The 14,736-nt window shown below is 65.7% G+C and carries 14 protein-coding genes; 12 read left to right on the top strand and 2 right to left on the bottom strand.

Translation table 11 applies throughout. From position 1 onward, the window contains the following. Positions 1–121: 121 nt before the first annotated feature. The 6 genes from J2X92_RS00400 to J2X92_RS00375 all read left to right on the top strand — a co-directional run bounded on the left by J2X92_RS00400 (position 122) and on the right by J2X92_RS00375 (position 6,508). Positions 122–1,219, top strand: a complete 1,098-nt coding sequence (locus J2X92_RS00400; protein ID WP_307572556.1) for a hypothetical protein — start codon at positions 122–124, stop codon at positions 1,217–1,219. After that, entirely contained in the window at positions 1,219–2,145 is a 927-nt protein-coding gene (locus tag J2X92_RS00395; RefSeq protein WP_307572554.1) for an antitoxin, read from the top strand. The genes J2X92_RS00400 and J2X92_RS00395 overlap by 1 nt, the downstream gene beginning before the upstream one ends. A 149-nt stretch (positions 2,146–2,294) precedes the next feature. Beyond that, on the top strand, positions 2,295–3,254 hold the full coding sequence (locus J2X92_RS00390) for a Bug family tripartite tricarboxylate transporter substrate binding protein (protein WP_307572553.1): 960 nt from the start codon (positions 2,295–2,297) through the stop codon (positions 3,252–3,254). Continuing rightward, positions 3,255–4,013, top strand: coding sequence for an SDR family NAD(P)-dependent oxidoreductase (locus J2X92_RS00385; RefSeq protein ID WP_307572552.1), 759 nt, complete (start codon positions 3,255–3,257; stop codon positions 4,011–4,013). 84 nt (positions 4,014–4,097) lie between these two features. After that, positions 4,098–5,264, top strand: a complete 1,167-nt coding sequence (locus J2X92_RS00380) for an acyl-CoA dehydrogenase family protein (protein ID WP_307572550.1) — start codon at positions 4,098–4,100, stop codon at positions 5,262–5,264. A 35-nt stretch (positions 5,265–5,299) separates the two neighbouring features. Then, positions 5,300–6,508 carry a CaiB/BaiF CoA transferase family protein gene (locus J2X92_RS00375; protein WP_307572549.1) on the top strand — a complete coding sequence of 403 codons (1,209 nt, stop codon included), beginning with the start codon at positions 5,300–5,302 and terminating at the stop codon, positions 6,506–6,508. A 139-nt stretch (positions 6,509–6,647) separates the two neighbouring features. Here the strand turns inward: J2X92_RS00375 and J2X92_RS00370 are convergent, their stop codons facing one another. Continuing rightward, complete coding sequence (locus J2X92_RS00370; RefSeq protein WP_307572547.1) at positions 6,648–7,604, bottom strand: Bug family tripartite tricarboxylate transporter substrate binding protein; 957 nt, start codon at positions 7,602–7,604, stop codon at positions 6,648–6,650. A gap of 137 nt (positions 7,605–7,741) precedes the next feature. On the opposite strand from J2X92_RS00370, the gene J2X92_RS00365 reads away from it, so the two are divergent. Further along, a complete protein-coding gene (locus tag J2X92_RS00365; protein ID WP_307573807.1) occupies positions 7,742–8,647 on the top strand; it encodes an SMP-30/gluconolactonase/LRE family protein in 906 nt (301 codons plus the stop codon). On the opposite strand, the gene J2X92_RS00360 is transcribed toward J2X92_RS00365, so the two are convergent. After that, positions 8,605–9,519: a LysR family transcriptional regulator gene (locus J2X92_RS00360; RefSeq protein WP_307572546.1), complete on the bottom strand. Its 915-nt coding sequence runs from the start codon at positions 9,517–9,519 to the stop codon at positions 8,605–8,607. The two genes, J2X92_RS00365 and J2X92_RS00360, sit on opposite strands and share 43 nt — an antisense overlap. 102 nt (positions 9,520–9,621) lie before the next feature. Here J2X92_RS00360 and J2X92_RS00355 point away from each other — a divergent pair, with 102 nt between their 5' ends. The 5 genes from J2X92_RS00355 to J2X92_RS00335 are packed head-to-tail and all read left to right on the top strand — an operon-like array spanning position 9,622 to position 14,736. Then, positions 9,622–10,713, top strand: a complete 1,092-nt coding sequence (locus tag J2X92_RS00355; RefSeq protein WP_307572545.1) for an LLM class flavin-dependent oxidoreductase — start codon at positions 9,622–9,624, stop codon at positions 10,711–10,713. A 22-nt stretch (positions 10,714–10,735) separates the two neighbouring features. Further along, on the top strand, positions 10,736–11,674 hold the full coding sequence (locus tag J2X92_RS00350) for a flavin reductase (protein WP_307572544.1): 939 nt from the start codon (positions 10,736–10,738) through the stop codon (positions 11,672–11,674). A 30-nt stretch (positions 11,675–11,704) separates the two neighbouring features. After that, positions 11,705–12,865, top strand: coding sequence for an acyl-CoA dehydrogenase family protein (locus tag J2X92_RS00345; protein WP_307572543.1), 1,161 nt, complete (start codon positions 11,705–11,707; stop codon positions 12,863–12,865). A 3-nt stretch (positions 12,866–12,868) separates the two neighbouring features. After that, positions 12,869–13,978, top strand: coding sequence for an acyl-CoA dehydrogenase family protein (locus J2X92_RS00340; protein WP_307572542.1), 1,110 nt, complete (start codon positions 12,869–12,871; stop codon positions 13,976–13,978). Continuing rightward, entirely contained in the window at positions 13,975–14,736 is a 762-nt protein-coding gene (locus J2X92_RS00335; RefSeq protein WP_307572540.1) for an enoyl-CoA hydratase/isomerase family protein, read from the top strand. Before J2X92_RS00340 ends, J2X92_RS00335 begins: the two co-directional genes overlap by 4 nt.

Here is a 14,736-nt window from a genome sequence, read left to right as displayed (position 1 = left end):
GACAGTTTGTGTCCCGACCTGGAGATCTTCGAAATATTTACTGTACAGTAAATATTGACATGAGCTTGAATATTCAATAAAACACAGTTATTTGCTGCGCAGTAAACTAGCTCTACATTCGATGATGCTCGAGTCTTCCTTGACCGACAGGCGGCTGATCACGCAATTCCTCAACGCCCTGCGCGAACTGCCGGACGTGCATGCCGACCTGCATCATTTCGAGGCTATCGGGTCGATCGTCGATCGCGGCCATGACGCGCAGATCGACCTGCAGGTCGCCGGCAAGTCCTTCGTCCTGCTGACTGAGGCCAAGAAGGCTGTTTATCCGCGAGACGTTCGGGAGGTGATCTGGCGGTTTCGGGAGGCCGACCAGGGCCGGCGCAGGGGGCAGGGTGAGGAACCGCTGTCACTGCTGGTCGCCGAGTCCATTTCCCCCGGCGCCAAGGAACTGCTCAGAAATGAGCATGTCGGGTACTACGACAGCGGCGGCAGCATGTATCTGCCTGCGCCGGGAGCCTACTTTTACATCGACAAGCCCCCACCCCCGAGCCTCGCAAGGTCGGTTCGATCCCTGTTTTCCGGACGGCGCGCGCAAGTGCTTCACGCTGTGCTGATCCAACATCGGGACTGGTTCAGCGTGAAGGAATTGTCCCAGCGGGCGATGGTGTCACCGGCCACCGCCTCGCAGGTACTGACAGAGCTTGAGCGTTTCGACTGGGTGGTGTCGCGCGGGCAAGGGCCGAGCAAGGAACGGCAGCTTCGCGAGCCCGCAGCTTTGCTGGATGCATGGGCGAAGCAACTCGCATCGATCCGGCCCCCGAAAGTTCGCCGCTACTACGTGCCAGCCACGAAAGCAGACACGTTGCTGGAGCGGGTCGGCGAGGTTTTCGAGACCCACGATGCAGGATATGCGATCAGTCACGAAGCTGCGGCACAACGTTATTCTCCGTTCCTCTCCAGCGTTTCCCAGGTGCGCGCCCGGCTGCTGAGCGGCTCCAATGCCGAGGCTGCCATCGAGGATCTGGGCGCACGTATGGTCGACGAGGGCGCAAACCTGGCCATTGTCGAAGCGAGGTCGCCCGGCGACTTGCTCTTCCGAGAACGCGTGCGAGGCATCTGGCTGGCCAGTCCGGTGCAGGTTTATCTCGACCTGCTGGGCGGCGGAGGCCGCTCCAAGGAAATGGCAGAGCACCTCCGCAAGGAAAGGATCGGTTTCTGATGGCCAAACCCGCAACGCTCGATGGCTACAGCGACCCGTACACGCTCGATTGCGAACGCGTCCTTGTGACGCTGCTGCGGGGTTTAGGGCCATGGAAGGATTCGGTCTACCTGATCGGCGGACTGACCCCGAGGTATCTGGTCGCCGCCCGACCGCCCGCGGTTCCAGCACATGCGGGCACTCTCGATGTCGACATCGTGATCGACCTGCAGATCCTTGCCGACACCGAGGCATATCACACGCTGGAGAACAACTTCAAGAAGATGGGTTTCGAGCGCGCCGAAAACGAGGCCGGAAAGAAGCTCTCATGGCGTTGGCAAGCTCGCACCGAACACGGTGCGCTGATGGTGTTGGAGTTGCTCGCAGATGCCCCTGAGATCGCCGGCGGCAAGGTGCAGCCGCTGCCTACCGAGGGCACGATCTCGGCGTTGAACATTCCGCATTCGTCCATCGTTTTTGACCTCCATCAGGTCACCGAGATTCAGGCCGAACTGCTGGGTGGCAACGGCCTGGCGACCGAGAGGATCAAGCACGCCAACCTGGACAGTTTCACGTGCCTGAAGTCGCTTGCGTTCGATCAGCGTTTCGAGCGCAAGGATGCGCACGACCTGATCTATTGCATCGAACACGCCCCCGAGGGATCCGCTGCCGTCGCCAATGCCTTTCGCAAGGAAATGGCAGGCAAGCACGGCGCAGTGATTCAGGCCGCACTGGCGATCCTGCGCAGTCGCTTCACGGGGGACGAGAAGACCGAGGGCTATCGCAAGGATGGGCCAGTATCCGTCGCCAAATTCGAACTCGGCGAGGGCGAAGAGCCAGAGCAACGCGAGGCGCGGTTGCTTCGACAACGGCAGGCCTGCGATGTGATCGAACAACTCCTTGAGGGAGTTGGACGTCTTCCGCCCATGGTCGGCGGCGTGGCTTAGCCGCTGCTGGCTGTTGCCGCTGCAGGCAGTCCGCAGCAATTCCCCCTAAAACTACAAAGCACCTTTTCATGCCTTGATGCATGTCGCGATTCCCACGCTCCTAAACTGAGAAAAAACCATTCTCAGCGGTCCATTCAGGAGACATCGCAATGCAAATCCGAAAGCGCCTCAGCGGCTTTCTGCTCGGGCTCGGCCTCGCCGTCGCTACGGCGCAGGCTCAGCAACCCATACGTATCGTGGTTCCTTTCGCGGCTGGCGGCGGAACGGACCAGTACGCGCGGCTGCTGGCTTCCGAGCTCACCAAGCATGGCACCCAGACCATCGTGGAGAACAGGCCCGGCGCCAGCGGCATCGTGGCCGCAGACAGCGTGGCCCGTTCCAAGCCCGATGGCACCACCTTGCTGATGAGCTCGCTGAGCATTCTGGCCAGCAACACCGTGATGTACGACAAACTGCCCTACGACCCCGTGAAGAGCTTCACGCCGGTCACGCAGATCGCCTATCAGCCGACCATCATCGTGGGGCGCTCGGATCTGCCTTACAAGAACATCAAGGAAATGGTGGCTTATGCCAAGGCTCATCCGGACAAGATCAACCGGGGCTCCCCGGGCGCATCCATCCTGACCAACCTGGCGCCCCTGGCCTTCGAGGGCATGGCCGGCATCCGCACGACGCACATTCCGTTCAACGGAGATGCTCCCGGCCTGCAGGCCATGCTCGGCAGCCAGATCGACATCCAGGGCACCTCCATCACCGGCCCGCTGCAGCACGTCAAGGCGGGCAAGATGCGCGTACTGGGTGTGATGGACGCCAAGCGCCTCCCGCAGGTGCCCGATGCACCCACTTTCAAGGAGCAGGGCTACGACATCGAGGCGCTGCTCTGGTATGCGCTTTCCGCGCCCGCCGCCACGCCGAAGGACACTGTCGACAAGCTCAACCGCGCCGTCAACAAGGTGTTGGTCGACCCTGACTTCATCGCGCGTTCGCAAGCGATCGGCATGGAGCCTCGTGGCGGCACGCCGCAAGCGCTGGCCGACTATGTGAAGGCCGAGACGCAGCGCTGGGTGCCCCTGCTTCAGCGCCTGGACCTGCCCAAGCAGGGGCAATGAATGAGCCCGCTGTTCGACGACACCGTGGCCCTGGTCAGCGGCGCGAGCCAGGGAATCGGTTTTGCCATTGCAACCGGCCTGCTCGAGGCCGGCTGCCGCGTGGCAGTGACCGACCTGGACGCCGACAGGACGCGCGACGCGGCTGGACGCACGGGCTACCCCACCAACCGGGTGCGACCCTATGCGCTGGACGTGCGCGATGCCGCGCAATGCGCCGCCGTGGTTGCCGACGTGGAGCAGGCTTGGGGCCCGGTGGGCGTGCTCGTGAACAACGCCGGTGTGGGTGGCCGCAGTGCCGCGTTCGAGGCCGAGGCGCTGTCGCAAGACATCGACCACGTGATGGCGGTGAACGTCAAGGGCGTGCTCAATCTGACGGTGGCATGCACCGAAGGCCTGCACCGCACACGCGGCGCCGTCGTCAACGTGGCATCCATCACCTCGCTCGTCGCGACCTCGGCCCACATGGCTTATGGCGCCTCGAAGGGCGCCGTCGCCCAGCTGACCAAGTTCCTGGCGCGAGATTTCGGGCCTCATGGGGTGCGGGTCAATGCTGTGGCACCCGGCTTGGTGATGACGCCCATGACCGCCCACATCGCGGATGACGCCGAGCGCCACGCGCGGATGGTGCGCCGCACGTTTCTGCGCCGCGTGGGCGACCCGCAGGACATCGCAGGGCCTGTGGTGTTCCTGGCTTCGCAGCAGGCGCGCTACGTGACCGGCACCATCCTGCCGGTCGACGGCGGCTACACCGCCAACTGATGCCGCCGCGCGGCTGCCACGGGAGGCCGGCCGAACCCATCAAGAACAGGGCATGACGCCATGCCTTCATTGTGAAGAGAACACATGATCCGAGATCCTTCTGCGTTCAATGAAACGCTGGGCGCGCTGCGGCGCTACGTGCGCGAGCAACTGATTCCGCGCGAGGCGGAGATCGAGCAGCTGGACGAAGTGCCTGCCGACCTCGTCGACGACCTGGCGAGCCGGGGCTTCTTCGGCTGGTCCATTCCCCAGGCGTGGAACGGCGGCGGGATGACGACCGAAGAACTGGTGCTGGCTGCGATGGAGCTGTCGCAAGCCTCCGTCGCTTTCAGGGCGCGCGTTGGAACCAATACGGGCATTGGCTCCGAGGCCCTGGTCGCAGACGGCACTCCCGAGCAGAAGGCCCGCTACCTGCCGTTGCTGGCCAGTGGTGCCCTGACCGGCGCGTTCGCTCTGACCGAGCCCGATGCCGGTTCGGACGCGACCGCACTGACGACGAGCGCCGTGCGCGACGGCGATCACTACGTGCTCAACGGAACCAAGTGCTTCATCACCAATGCGCCGATCGCGGGGCTGTTCACCGTGATGGCGCGCACCGATCCGCAAGATCGGTCCGCCCGTGGCATCTCGGCTTTCCTGGTCGAGCGCGGAACGCCCGGGCTTGCAACGGGCGAGCCGTACCGCAAGATGGGGCAGGCCGGCTCGCCTGTGTCCGAGGTGCATCTGGCCGACTGCCGCGTGCCGGCCGACAGCATCATCGGCGGCGTGGAGGGCATGGGCTTCAAGACGGCAATGAAGGTGCTCAACAAGCAGCGCATCCATCTTGCGGCGCTGTGCACGGGTCCCGCCATCCGCATGCTGGACGAAGCCGTCGCGTGGACCTGCCAGCGTCGGCAATTCGGCCAGCCGGTCGCCAGCTTCCAGCTGGTGCAGGCCTTGATCGCCGACTGCCAGACTGAAATCCAGGCCGCACGGGCACTCATTCTGCAGACCGCGCGCCAGCGGGACGCCGGTGAGGACGTGACCATGCAGGCGTCGATCTGCAAGTACTTCGCGTCGGAGATGTGCGGGCGCGTGGCGGACCGCTGCGTGCAGATGCTGGGCGGTACGGGTTTCATCCACGGCCATCCCATCGAGCGCTTCTACCGCGACGTGCGGCTGTTCCGCCTCTACGAAGGCACGAGCCAGATCCATCAGCTGAACATCGCCAAGCGCACCATCGCCGCGGCCGGCTATCGCCTGGGCGAATGAGCAAACCGCACCACGCACGATCCGAGGAATACCGAATGAACCACTCTTCCATGCAACCTCTTGCCGGCGTGCGCGTGCTGGACCTGTCCAGGGTCATGGCAGGCCCGATGTGCGGCATGGCGCTGGCCGACCTGGGCGCCGACGTGATCAAGGTCGAGCATCCCGAGCGCGGCGACGACACGCGCGACTGGGGCGTGCGCATCGGCAGCCACAACACGTCCTACTTCAACAGCTGCAACCGCAACAAGCGCTCCATCTGCGTGGACCTGCAGGACAAGGAGGGCCAGGACATCGTGCGCCAACTCGCGGCGCAGTGCGACGTGGTCATCCAGAACTTCAAGTACGGCGGCGCGCAGAAGATGGGCCTGGGCTACGAAGACCTGCGCAGCATCAACCCGAAGATCATTTACTGCTCGATCTCGGGCTACTCGGTGCTGAGCCAGGAAAAGGCGCGGCCGGGCTACGACCTCGTGATCCAGGGCGAAACCGGCTTGATGGCCATGAACGGCGAAGAAGGCCAGGGCCCGCTGAAGTTCGGCATTGCCGCGGTCGACATGTTCACCGGCATGTACTCGGCCCAGGCCATCCTGGCCGTGCTCTTCGAACGCACGCGCACCGGTGAAGGCCGCCACATCCAGATGTCGCTGTACGACAGCGGGATGATGATCACCTCCTACTATGGGCTCACCGCCTGGCTGAACAAGGGCGACCCGGCCAAGTTCGGCAATTCGCACCCGTCGATCGTGCCGTACGGTGTGTTCGCGGCTGCCGATGGCCCGGTGGTGATCGCGGTCGGCAACAATGGCCAGTTCAGGAAGTTCTGCGACGAGGTGATTTTTTGCCCCGAACTGCCGGTCGATCCGAAGTTCGCCACCAACACCGAACGCTCGAAGCACCGGCATGAATTGCTGCCGCTCCTGCTTGCGAAGATCGGACAGTTCTCACGCGCCGATCTCATCGAACGCATGAACAAGTCAGGCATTCCCTGCGGGGAGGTACTCGGCCTCTATGAAGCGCTGCAGTCCGACCGTACGGCGCAGACACAGGTCTGGCACCGGTTCGAAGACGCACAAGCGGGGCCGCAGGCCGTTCACGCGCCGCCCTACATCATCGACGGCGCGCGCTCTGGCGTGCGCCACCACCCGCCGCACCTGGGGGAGCACACCGCCGAAGTGCTGCGTGAATTGCTCGAGATGGGCGATGGCCAACTTGAATCCCTGAGCCAGAGGAGCGTCATCAAATGAATGGCATCGCATGCGCGAAACCGAACGGGTCGCCCCGCGCCGGCTCCTGCTGAAATTGCCAGCCGCTATCGCAGCAACGCCCCGGAACTCAGCCCCTTGAAGGGTGTCGAGTCCGGGGCGTTGTGCATGAGCCCTGGGATCAGTGCGATTGCTTGGGCAGATTCAGGCTGCGCAGGATCGGAAGCCAGCGGTCGGCCTCGACCTTGACGAACTGGGCCAGCTCTTCCGGCGTGCCGCCGCGCGGCTCCATGCCGATGGCGCGCGCGCGGGCCACGAATTCGGGGTCGGCGATCACCTGGTTCACGGCCTTGTTCAGGCGCTCGATCGCCGGCTTGGGTGTGCCGGCGGGAACCGACAGGGAGTACCACAGCGTGGCTTCCATGTCGAAGCCCTGTTCCTTGAAGGTGGGGGCGTCGGGCACCTGCGGCAGGCGCTGTGAATCCATCACGCCGAGCACGCGCAACTTGCCCGATTTCACATAGGGCAGCGATCCCGTAATCGATGTGCCGTGGATGTCGATCTGGTTGCCCAGGAGCGCCTGCAGCGCGGGCGCATCGCCGTTAAAGGGGATGTGCAGGGTGCTGAAGCCTTGTTCCTTCTCGAAGGCGATGGGTGCGAGGTTCGTCAGGATGGCCGCGCCGGGCGAACCGCGGTTGATCTTGCCGGGGTTCTGCTTTGCGTAGGCCACCATCTCCTTGATGTTCTTGTACGGCAAATCGGTGCGACCCACGACGATGGCGGGCTGGTAGGCAATCTGCGTGACCGGCGCGAAATCCTTCACGGGGTCGTAGGGCAGCTTGTCGTAGAGCACGCTGTTGTTCGCGAGCGTGCCCAGCGACGACACGAGCACCGTCTGGCCGTCCGGCTTGGCGCGCGCGACGTAGTCGGCCGCGAGGATGCCGCTGGCCCCCGGCTTGTTCTCGATGATCACGTTCAGGCCCTGCTTGTTGAGTTCCTGGGCGAGGATGCGGCAGTACTGGTCGGTGCCGCCGCCGGCCGCGAACGGCACGACGATGCGGGTGACCTGCTGGGCCAGTGCGGGTGCGAGCGCGCAAGCACCCAGTGCCAACCCGATGACGAGTTTGCGATAGCTCATTTTGTCTCCTGTTCCGGCCCGGGATCGGGCTCTGCATTCAGTCTAGATGTCCCCCGCGGGCACCGGTCTGCAAGGAACGAAAAGCAGCTTTGCAGGATGCGCCTGCAACGCCCGCGCCGGCCTTGCACACTTGGCCGATGGCCGTGCAGATCATCAGAGTCGGAACGACGAAGGACCAATTGGGCGAGAGCCCGTGCTGGGATGCCGATGCCCAGGCGCTGAACTGGATCGACGCGTTGTCGGGCACGCTGTGGCGGCTGAAACCCGAAGCGGGGGAGCCCGAGCAGCACCTGCTGCCGGCGCCGGTGGGTTCGATCGCGCCTTGCCGCGGCGAGGCTGTCGTGGCGGCGCTGCGCAACAGCTTCGCGCGATATGACTTCACCACCCGGAATCTGGAGCACCTGGCCAGCATCCCCGTGGACCATCCGAAGGTCCGCTTCAACGACGGAAAGTGCGATCCGGCGGGCAATTTCCTGGCGGGCACCATGCATGTGGATCGCCCGCCCGGCGCGCCGGTGGCGGGAGGGCTCTACCGACTGCGCGCGGACGCGCGCGTGGAGCACCTGGCCGACGACATCGGCTTTGCGAACGGACCGTGCTTCAGTCCCGACGGCCGCGTGCTGTACCTGGCCGACAGCCTGGAGCGAATCATCTGGGCCTACGACTACGACCCGGACGGGCCGTTGCGCGGCAAGCGCATCTTTGCGAAGACGCACGCGTTCGACGCCGGTCCCGACGGCGCGACGGTCGACGCGCAAGGGTGCCTCTGGACCGTGCTGACCCGCGCGGCCCGGCTTGCGCGCTTTGCCCCCGACGGCGGGCTGGACCGCCTGATCGACCTGCCGATGAGCTACCCGACCAGCATCTGCTTCGGCGGACCGCGCCTGGAAGACATGTACCTGACCTCCATTTCGCGCAGCGCGCGGCTGGAAGGGCACAAGGCGCAGGACGGGGGGCTGTTCCGGATTTCAGGCCTGCCTGCGCCGGGGCGCTTGCCCCATCATTTCGGTGGAGGCTCGGTTCGGAGCGCATCCGCCACGTAGTCCACGAAGGCGCGAACCTTCAGCGGCAGCGCGCGGCTTTGCCGGAAGACGGCGAAGACGCCGTTGGAGAACGCACGGACGGCAAAGCGGTATTCGGGCAGCAGCCGCACCAGCGTGCCATCGCGCAGGTCGTTGCGCACCGTGGCCTCGGACAGCAGCGCCACGCCCATGCCGCCGATGGCTGCAAGCCGCAGCAGCTCGCCGTTGTTCGCGCTCAGCACGCCCTGGATGGCCAACTCCTGCTGCTCGCCGGCCACGTCGATGTACTTCCAGGTGATCACCTCGCGGTCACGCCGGTAGGTGAGGCAGCGCACCTGTGGCAGGTCGCTCGGGTGCCGGATGCGCGAATAGATCTTCAGGAAGGCCGGGCTGGCCACCAGCACTTCGTCGCTCGACAGCAGCCGCTTGATGACGAAGCCCGAATCGTTGGACTCGCCCGTGCGAATGTCCACGTCGAAGTCATGCTCCACCAGGTTGATCGGATGCTCGGAGAGTTCGAGTTCGACGCGGATGTCGGGATAGAGCTCCGCGAAGCGCGGCAGCAGCGGTGCCAGCACCCGCAGGCCGATGTGCGTGCGCGAATGCACGCGCAGCCGGCCTTCGGGCCGCTGCCGCGCGTTGTGCACGGCCTGCTCGGCTTCGCTCATCAGTTCCAGCATCGCCTCGGCCCGCTCCAGGAAGGCCTGGCCCGCTTCGGTCACCTTGAGGTTGCGGCTGGTGCGGTCCACCAGTTGCACACCCAGCTCTTCTTCCAGTGCGCTGATGCGCCGCGAGATGGTCGCCGGGGAAAGGCTGAGGCTGCGGGCCGCGGCCGAGAGGCTGCCTTTCCTCTGGGTGGCGACAAAGATGCGCAGCGAGTCGAGGGCCTTCATTTCGAAAGACGCAAAGAAGCTGTGCGTTCGCTGGTGAGCCACGCAGGCGCCGAGTTCCTACGATGGACCTCGATCGAAAACAGCCAACCAGGAGCGACAGCGATGGATTTCGGAATCTTCATTTTGATGCAGCAGCGGAACAAGCATAAGACCTCCCACCAGATTCTGCGCGACGCCATCGAGCAGACGCGCCTGGCGGACGAACTGGGCTTTGGTGCCGCGTGGTACGCGGAGCACCATTTCAGCAACTACGGCATGTGCTCGTCGCCGTTGACCATGATCGCGCATTGCGCCGCCGTCACGCGCAACATCCGCCTGGGGACCGGCATCGTCGTGGCTCCGTTGTACACGCCGGCGCGCCTGATCGCGGACGTGGCGATGGTCGACCAGCTGTCGAACGGCCGCCTGAACCTGGGCATCGGCTCGGGCTACCAGCAGTTCGAGTTCGAGCGGTTCGGCGTGTCGCTGGAATCGGCCAAGGCCCGCACCTTCGAGATGCTCGACATGCTCGAGGCGGGCCTGACGCAGCCCAAGTTCAGCTACGACGGGGAGTACTACCAGCAGCCGATGAGCGCGATCAGCCAGCGCGCAGTGCAGCGCCCCATGCCGCCGATGTGGATCACGAGCGTCGATCCGGCCTTTTTGTCGCGCGCGGTGAAGTCCGATCACCACGTCTTCGTTTCCGGCGGCGACGGCGGACTGGAGAAGCTGGCGAGCACCCGCGCGCTCATCGACAAGGTGGCCACGGCGGAGGGCAAGGACCCGGCCCGCGTGCAGGTCGGCCTGCTGCGCGCAGCCTATGCGAGCAACAACAAGGACGAGGTGGAAAGCTACCTCGAATGCGCACGCTACCAGCGCCGCATTGCCGTGAGCCTGAAGCGCCGCACTGCGCAGATCGCCGACGACTACCAGGTCGAGGAAGGCATCGTCGAAGGCGAGCCCACGCTGGACGAAATGCGCGCGCTGCTGCCGGTGGGCGACATCGACACGGTGATCGAACGCGTGGTCCACGAGATCCGCACGCTCAAGCCGGTGCACTACTGCTTCCAGACGCAGATGGGCGACTTCGACCACGCGGCCATGCTGCGCCAGCTCGAGGTCTGGGGCAAGGTCATCATTCCGACGGTGCAGCAGGAGATCGCCAACGATCCGCCGCACCAGCCTGCGGCCCCGGCCGAACTTGCCGCGGCCTGAGGCCGAGCGCGAAGGAGACGCCATGTCCGAAGTCGCTGATGAAAGCACCCGCTGTGCCATCGAGCCTGCCCAGTTCCGCCAGTTGCTCGGATGCTTTCCGACCGGCGTGGCTGTCATCACCACATGCACGCCGGACGGCCAGCCGGCCGGCCTGACCTGCAACTCCTTCAGTTCGGTCTCGCTGGACCCGCCGCTGGTGCTGTTCAGCCTGCGCAACGCCAGCCGCCTGCTGGGCACCTTCCAGGCGGCGGACGGCTTCGTCATCAACATCCTCTCGGAGCAACAGGACGCGCTGTCGGGCCGTTTTGCATCGAGCAAGATCGAGGACAAGTTCGAGGGCGTGCCGTGGCGCGCCGGCGCGCTGGGCATGCCGGTGATCGACGATTGCCTGGCCAGTTTCGAATGCCGCGTGCATGCAACGCACGAGGCCGGCGACCACACCATCTTCATCGGCGGGGTGCGGCACCTGGGCGCCGGAGCGGCCGACCAGGCGCTGGTGTTCTACAAGGGCGCCTACATGAAGCTGGCCGAGTCGCTGCGCAAGCTGGTCGTGGAAGGGCGGCTGGGAGATGCCGACATCGACGAGGCCTACCGCACGCTCTACGGCACATTGCTGCGCCTGGCGAGCGAACGCGCCACCGAGGCCGAGCTGGACGCCGTGCATGAAGCTGCCGATGCCATCGAGGCGCACCCCGACGACGCACCGCTGAAAGAGCGCATTGCCTCGGCCAGCGCGTTCTTCTCCTCGATCGCGGCGGCCGGCCACAACGAAGCATTGACGCTGATGGCGCAGACCATGACCAGCGTGCTGCGCGAGCGCATGACGCACGTGCTCTCGGTGCGCCCGCGTCCCGATCTGTATCCGCTGCGCCGCAAGGTGGCGCACAACCTGCGCCAGCGCGACGCCGCCGGTGCCACCGCCGCCCTGGACGAGCTGATCGCGCAGCTGCGCAAGGGTTGAGCGCCTTTTCGATATTCCACAGGAGACAAGATGTCCATCGACTACGCCGGCTTCCGGCGCGAACTCGAATCGTTCGTGCGCGGCGCCTGCCCGCCAGAGATCCGCGCCGTGGTCGCGGCCGGCCAGAAGATCACCAAGCGCGAATACCAGGCCTGGCAGAAGATCCTCAACGCCCAGGGCTGGGGTGCGCCGAGCTGGCCGCGCGAGGCGGGCGGCACGGGCTGGGACATCCGCCAGCGCCTCATCTTCGAGGAGGTGATGGCCGAGAACGACTGCCCGCCGCTCTACCACCACGGCCTGGGCCACATCGGGCCGGTGATCATCCGTTTCGGCACGCCCGAGCAGAAGGCGCGGTTCCTGCCGCGCATCCTCGACGGCTCGGACTGGTGGTGCCAGGGTTACTCGGAGCCGGGCTCGGGTTCCGACCTCGCTTCGCTGTCCACCACGGCCCGCCTGGACGGCGACGAATGGGTCGTCAACGGCCAGAAGATCTGGACCTCGCATGCCCACGAGGCCAGCATGATCTACATGCTGGTGCGCACGTCGAAGGAAGCGAAGAAGCAGGAAGGCATCTCGCTGCTGCTGGTGCCGATGGATACCCCGGGCGTCACCGTGCGCCCCATCCGGACGATCGACGGCTGGCATCACCTGAACGAGGTGTTCTTCGACGAGGTGCGCGTGCGCGCCGACAACCTCGTCGGCGAGGTCGGCAAGGGGTGGACCTGCGCGAAGTTCCTGCTCGAGCGCGAACGCCTTCCGCCGGCCAACGTGGCGCGGCTGGAGCTCATGCGCCGCCAGGTCACGCAATTGGTGGAAGGGGCGAGCCGTGCCACCGCGGGGCTGCGCGACTTCAGCGGCCTGCACCACAAGCTGCTGCTGTGCGAGGCCGACGTGAAGGGCGCGCGCGTGATGATGGCGCAGGCCACCGACGACCTGATCCACCAGCGCCCGCTGGGCGTGCAGCCCTCGGTCATCAAGATGACCTGCGCCGACGTCGCGCAGCGCCTGACGACCATCGCCCTCGATGCGGTCGGTCCCGATGCTGCCCATCGCTTTCTCGCCGAGGTGGGGGACGACGTGCCCGACGCCACCTGGATCCAGAACTACATGTTCACGCGTGCCCGAACCATCGCCGGCGGCACCTCCGAGGTGCAGCGCAACGTGGTCGCCAACGAACTCCTGGGAGCCTGAGCCATGTCCACATCTTTCCCGTCGCTCTTTCCCGGCATGCTGCTGGACGCGGCGAGCCGCTATGCCGAAGACCACGTCGCCATCGAGATCCAGGGCGACCCCGTGCGCGAACTGGGCTGGACGGCCACCCTCGTGCCCGAGGAGGCCGGCGGTGTCGGCGGCAGCCTGAGCGATCTCGCGTCCATCGTGGAGGGGCTTGCCACGCATGGCCTGCAGCTGCCGGTGGTCGAGACCTGCGCCGTGGTGCCGCTGCTGCTGCAGGTCGCGGGTGCCGAAACGGCCAGGCGCTGGCTGGAGGCGGTGGCAGAAGGCAGCGTGCAAATAGCGCCCCTGACCGCTTTGTCGGCGACGCCCGACGTCAATGCCGTGACGGCCAGGCACCTCGACATCGGCTACGAATTGAGCGGGGCGGTGCAGGGCGTGGATGCGACGCTGCCTGCCACGCATTACCTCGTGCCTGCGCAGGTCGATGGCGAGGACGCCATCTTCCTGGTCGATGCGGATCGTGTCGGCGCACCGAGGGCCCGCTACCGGACGATGGAGGGCCGCCTGGGCGCGGATTTCGTCCTGGCCCAGCTGGCAGTGCCCGAGAGCGCGTGCATCGCGCGTGGCGCCGCGGCAAGCGATGCGCGCGCCAAGGCAACCGATGCCGCCTTGCTGCTCACGGCTGCCGACACGGTGGCTGCGCTTGCAACCCTCATCCGCCAGAGCGTCACCCACCTGAAGGAGCGGCGCCAGTTCGGCGTGGCGCTCTCGAGCTTCCAGGTGCTACGCCATCGCGTGGCCGACATGTACGTGAAGTATCTGGGCGCCAAAGGCCTCGTGATCCATTGCTTCCACGAACACGAGCAGGATGCCCCCGACCTGCGCCGCACCTTGCGCCTGGCCAAGGTGTCGCTGGCCGAATCGGCGCGCGCCTGTGCCGAATCGGCCATCCAGATGCACGGCGGCATGGGCGTGAGCGAGGAGGTGCTGGCCACCCGCATGGCGCAGCGCCTCATCGCCTCCGAGTTTCGCTACGGCGACCGGCTCCTGCACGTCGCCCGGCTGCTGGCGCCAGAGGCCTGCGCACCACAAGTTTCTCTTTCCAACCAAACCGGGAGCGTGCGATGAGCATCAATCTGGAAGTTTCTGACTACATCGCCGTCGTCCGGCTGGACAAGCCGCCGGTCAACGCGCTGGACCGCGCCACGCGCCGCCGCCTGATCGAGATCTTCGATGAGGTCTCCGAGCGCACCGACGTGCGCGTGGCGATTCTCACGGGCACCGGCAAGTTCTTCTGCTCGGGTGCGGACCTGAAGGATCGGCCCAACGCCGACAAGGCCGGTGACTTCCTCGACCACAACCGCTGGACCCGCGAGACGGGCAATGCCATCCGCGAATGCGCCAAGCCCGTGATCGCGGCCGTCAACGGCCCCGCGCTGGGCGCGGGCTTCGGCCTCATGGCCTCCTGCGACATCTTCCTGGCGAGCGAGGACGCCACCTTCGCCATGCCCGAGATCAACGTCGGGCTCGCGGGCGGTGTCTCGATGCTGCGGACCATGGTCGGGCGTTCGTTCACGCGCCGCATGTTCTTCACCGGCATGAAGGTGCCTGCCGCCGAGCTGTACCGCCGCGGCGTGATCGACGAAGTGGTGCCCGCCGAGCAGCTGATGCCGCTGGCGCTGGAGATTGCGCAGGAGATCGCCTCCAAGGCGCCGCTGGCCATCGCCTATGCGAAGCAGGCCGCCAACATGATGGACCTGATGCCGCAGCGGGACGGCTACCGCTTCGAGCAGAACTTCACCATGGCGCTGGCCCGCACCGAGGACGCGCAGGAAGCCCGCCAGGCCTTCCTCGAGAAGCGCAAACCTGTCTACAAGGGGCGCTGA

Source organism: Variovorax paradoxus (assembly GCF_030811855.1).
GTDB classification, from domain to species: Bacteria; Pseudomonadota; Gammaproteobacteria; order Burkholderiales; family Burkholderiaceae_C; genus Variovorax; species Variovorax paradoxus_L.
This window is presented reverse-complemented; position numbering and strand designations above follow the sequence as displayed.

Excerpts from the sequence above, each read along its gene's own strand:
- J2X92_RS00400 (WP_307572556.1), top strand. The coding sequence starts at position 122 with ATGATGCTCGAGTCTTCCTTGACCGACAGGCGGCTGATCACGCAATTC.
- J2X92_RS00395 (WP_307572554.1), top strand. The coding sequence starts at position 1,219 with ATGGCCAAACCCGCAACGCTCGATGGCTACAGCGACCCGTACACGCTC.
- J2X92_RS00390 (WP_307572553.1), top strand. The coding sequence starts at position 2,295 with ATGCAAATCCGAAAGCGCCTCAGCGGCTTTCTGCTCGGGCTCGGCCTC.
- J2X92_RS00385 (WP_307572552.1), top strand. The coding sequence starts at position 3,255 with ATGAGCCCGCTGTTCGACGACACCGTGGCCCTGGTCAGCGGCGCGAGC.
- J2X92_RS00380 (WP_307572550.1), top strand. The coding sequence starts at position 4,098 with ATGATCCGAGATCCTTCTGCGTTCAATGAAACGCTGGGCGCGCTGCGG.
- J2X92_RS00375 (WP_307572549.1), top strand. The coding sequence starts at position 5,300 with ATGAACCACTCTTCCATGCAACCTCTTGCCGGCGTGCGCGTGCTGGAC.
- J2X92_RS00370 (WP_307572547.1), bottom strand. The coding sequence starts at position 7,604 with ATGAGCTATCGCAAACTCGTCATCGGGTTGGCACTGGGTGCTTGCGCG.
- J2X92_RS00365 (WP_307573807.1), top strand. The coding sequence starts at position 7,742 with ATGGCCGTGCAGATCATCAGAGTCGGAACGACGAAGGACCAATTGGGC.
- J2X92_RS00360 (WP_307572546.1), bottom strand. The coding sequence starts at position 9,519 with ATGAAGGCCCTCGACTCGCTGCGCATCTTTGTCGCCACCCAGAGGAAA.
- J2X92_RS00355 (WP_307572545.1), top strand. The coding sequence starts at position 9,622 with ATGGATTTCGGAATCTTCATTTTGATGCAGCAGCGGAACAAGCATAAG.
- J2X92_RS00350 (WP_307572544.1), top strand. The coding sequence starts at position 10,736 with ATGTCCGAAGTCGCTGATGAAAGCACCCGCTGTGCCATCGAGCCTGCC.
- J2X92_RS00345 (WP_307572543.1), top strand. The coding sequence starts at position 11,705 with ATGTCCATCGACTACGCCGGCTTCCGGCGCGAACTCGAATCGTTCGTG.
- J2X92_RS00340 (WP_307572542.1), top strand. The coding sequence starts at position 12,869 with ATGTCCACATCTTTCCCGTCGCTCTTTCCCGGCATGCTGCTGGACGCG.
- J2X92_RS00335 (WP_307572540.1), top strand. The coding sequence starts at position 13,975 with ATGAGCATCAATCTGGAAGTTTCTGACTACATCGCCGTCGTCCGGCTG.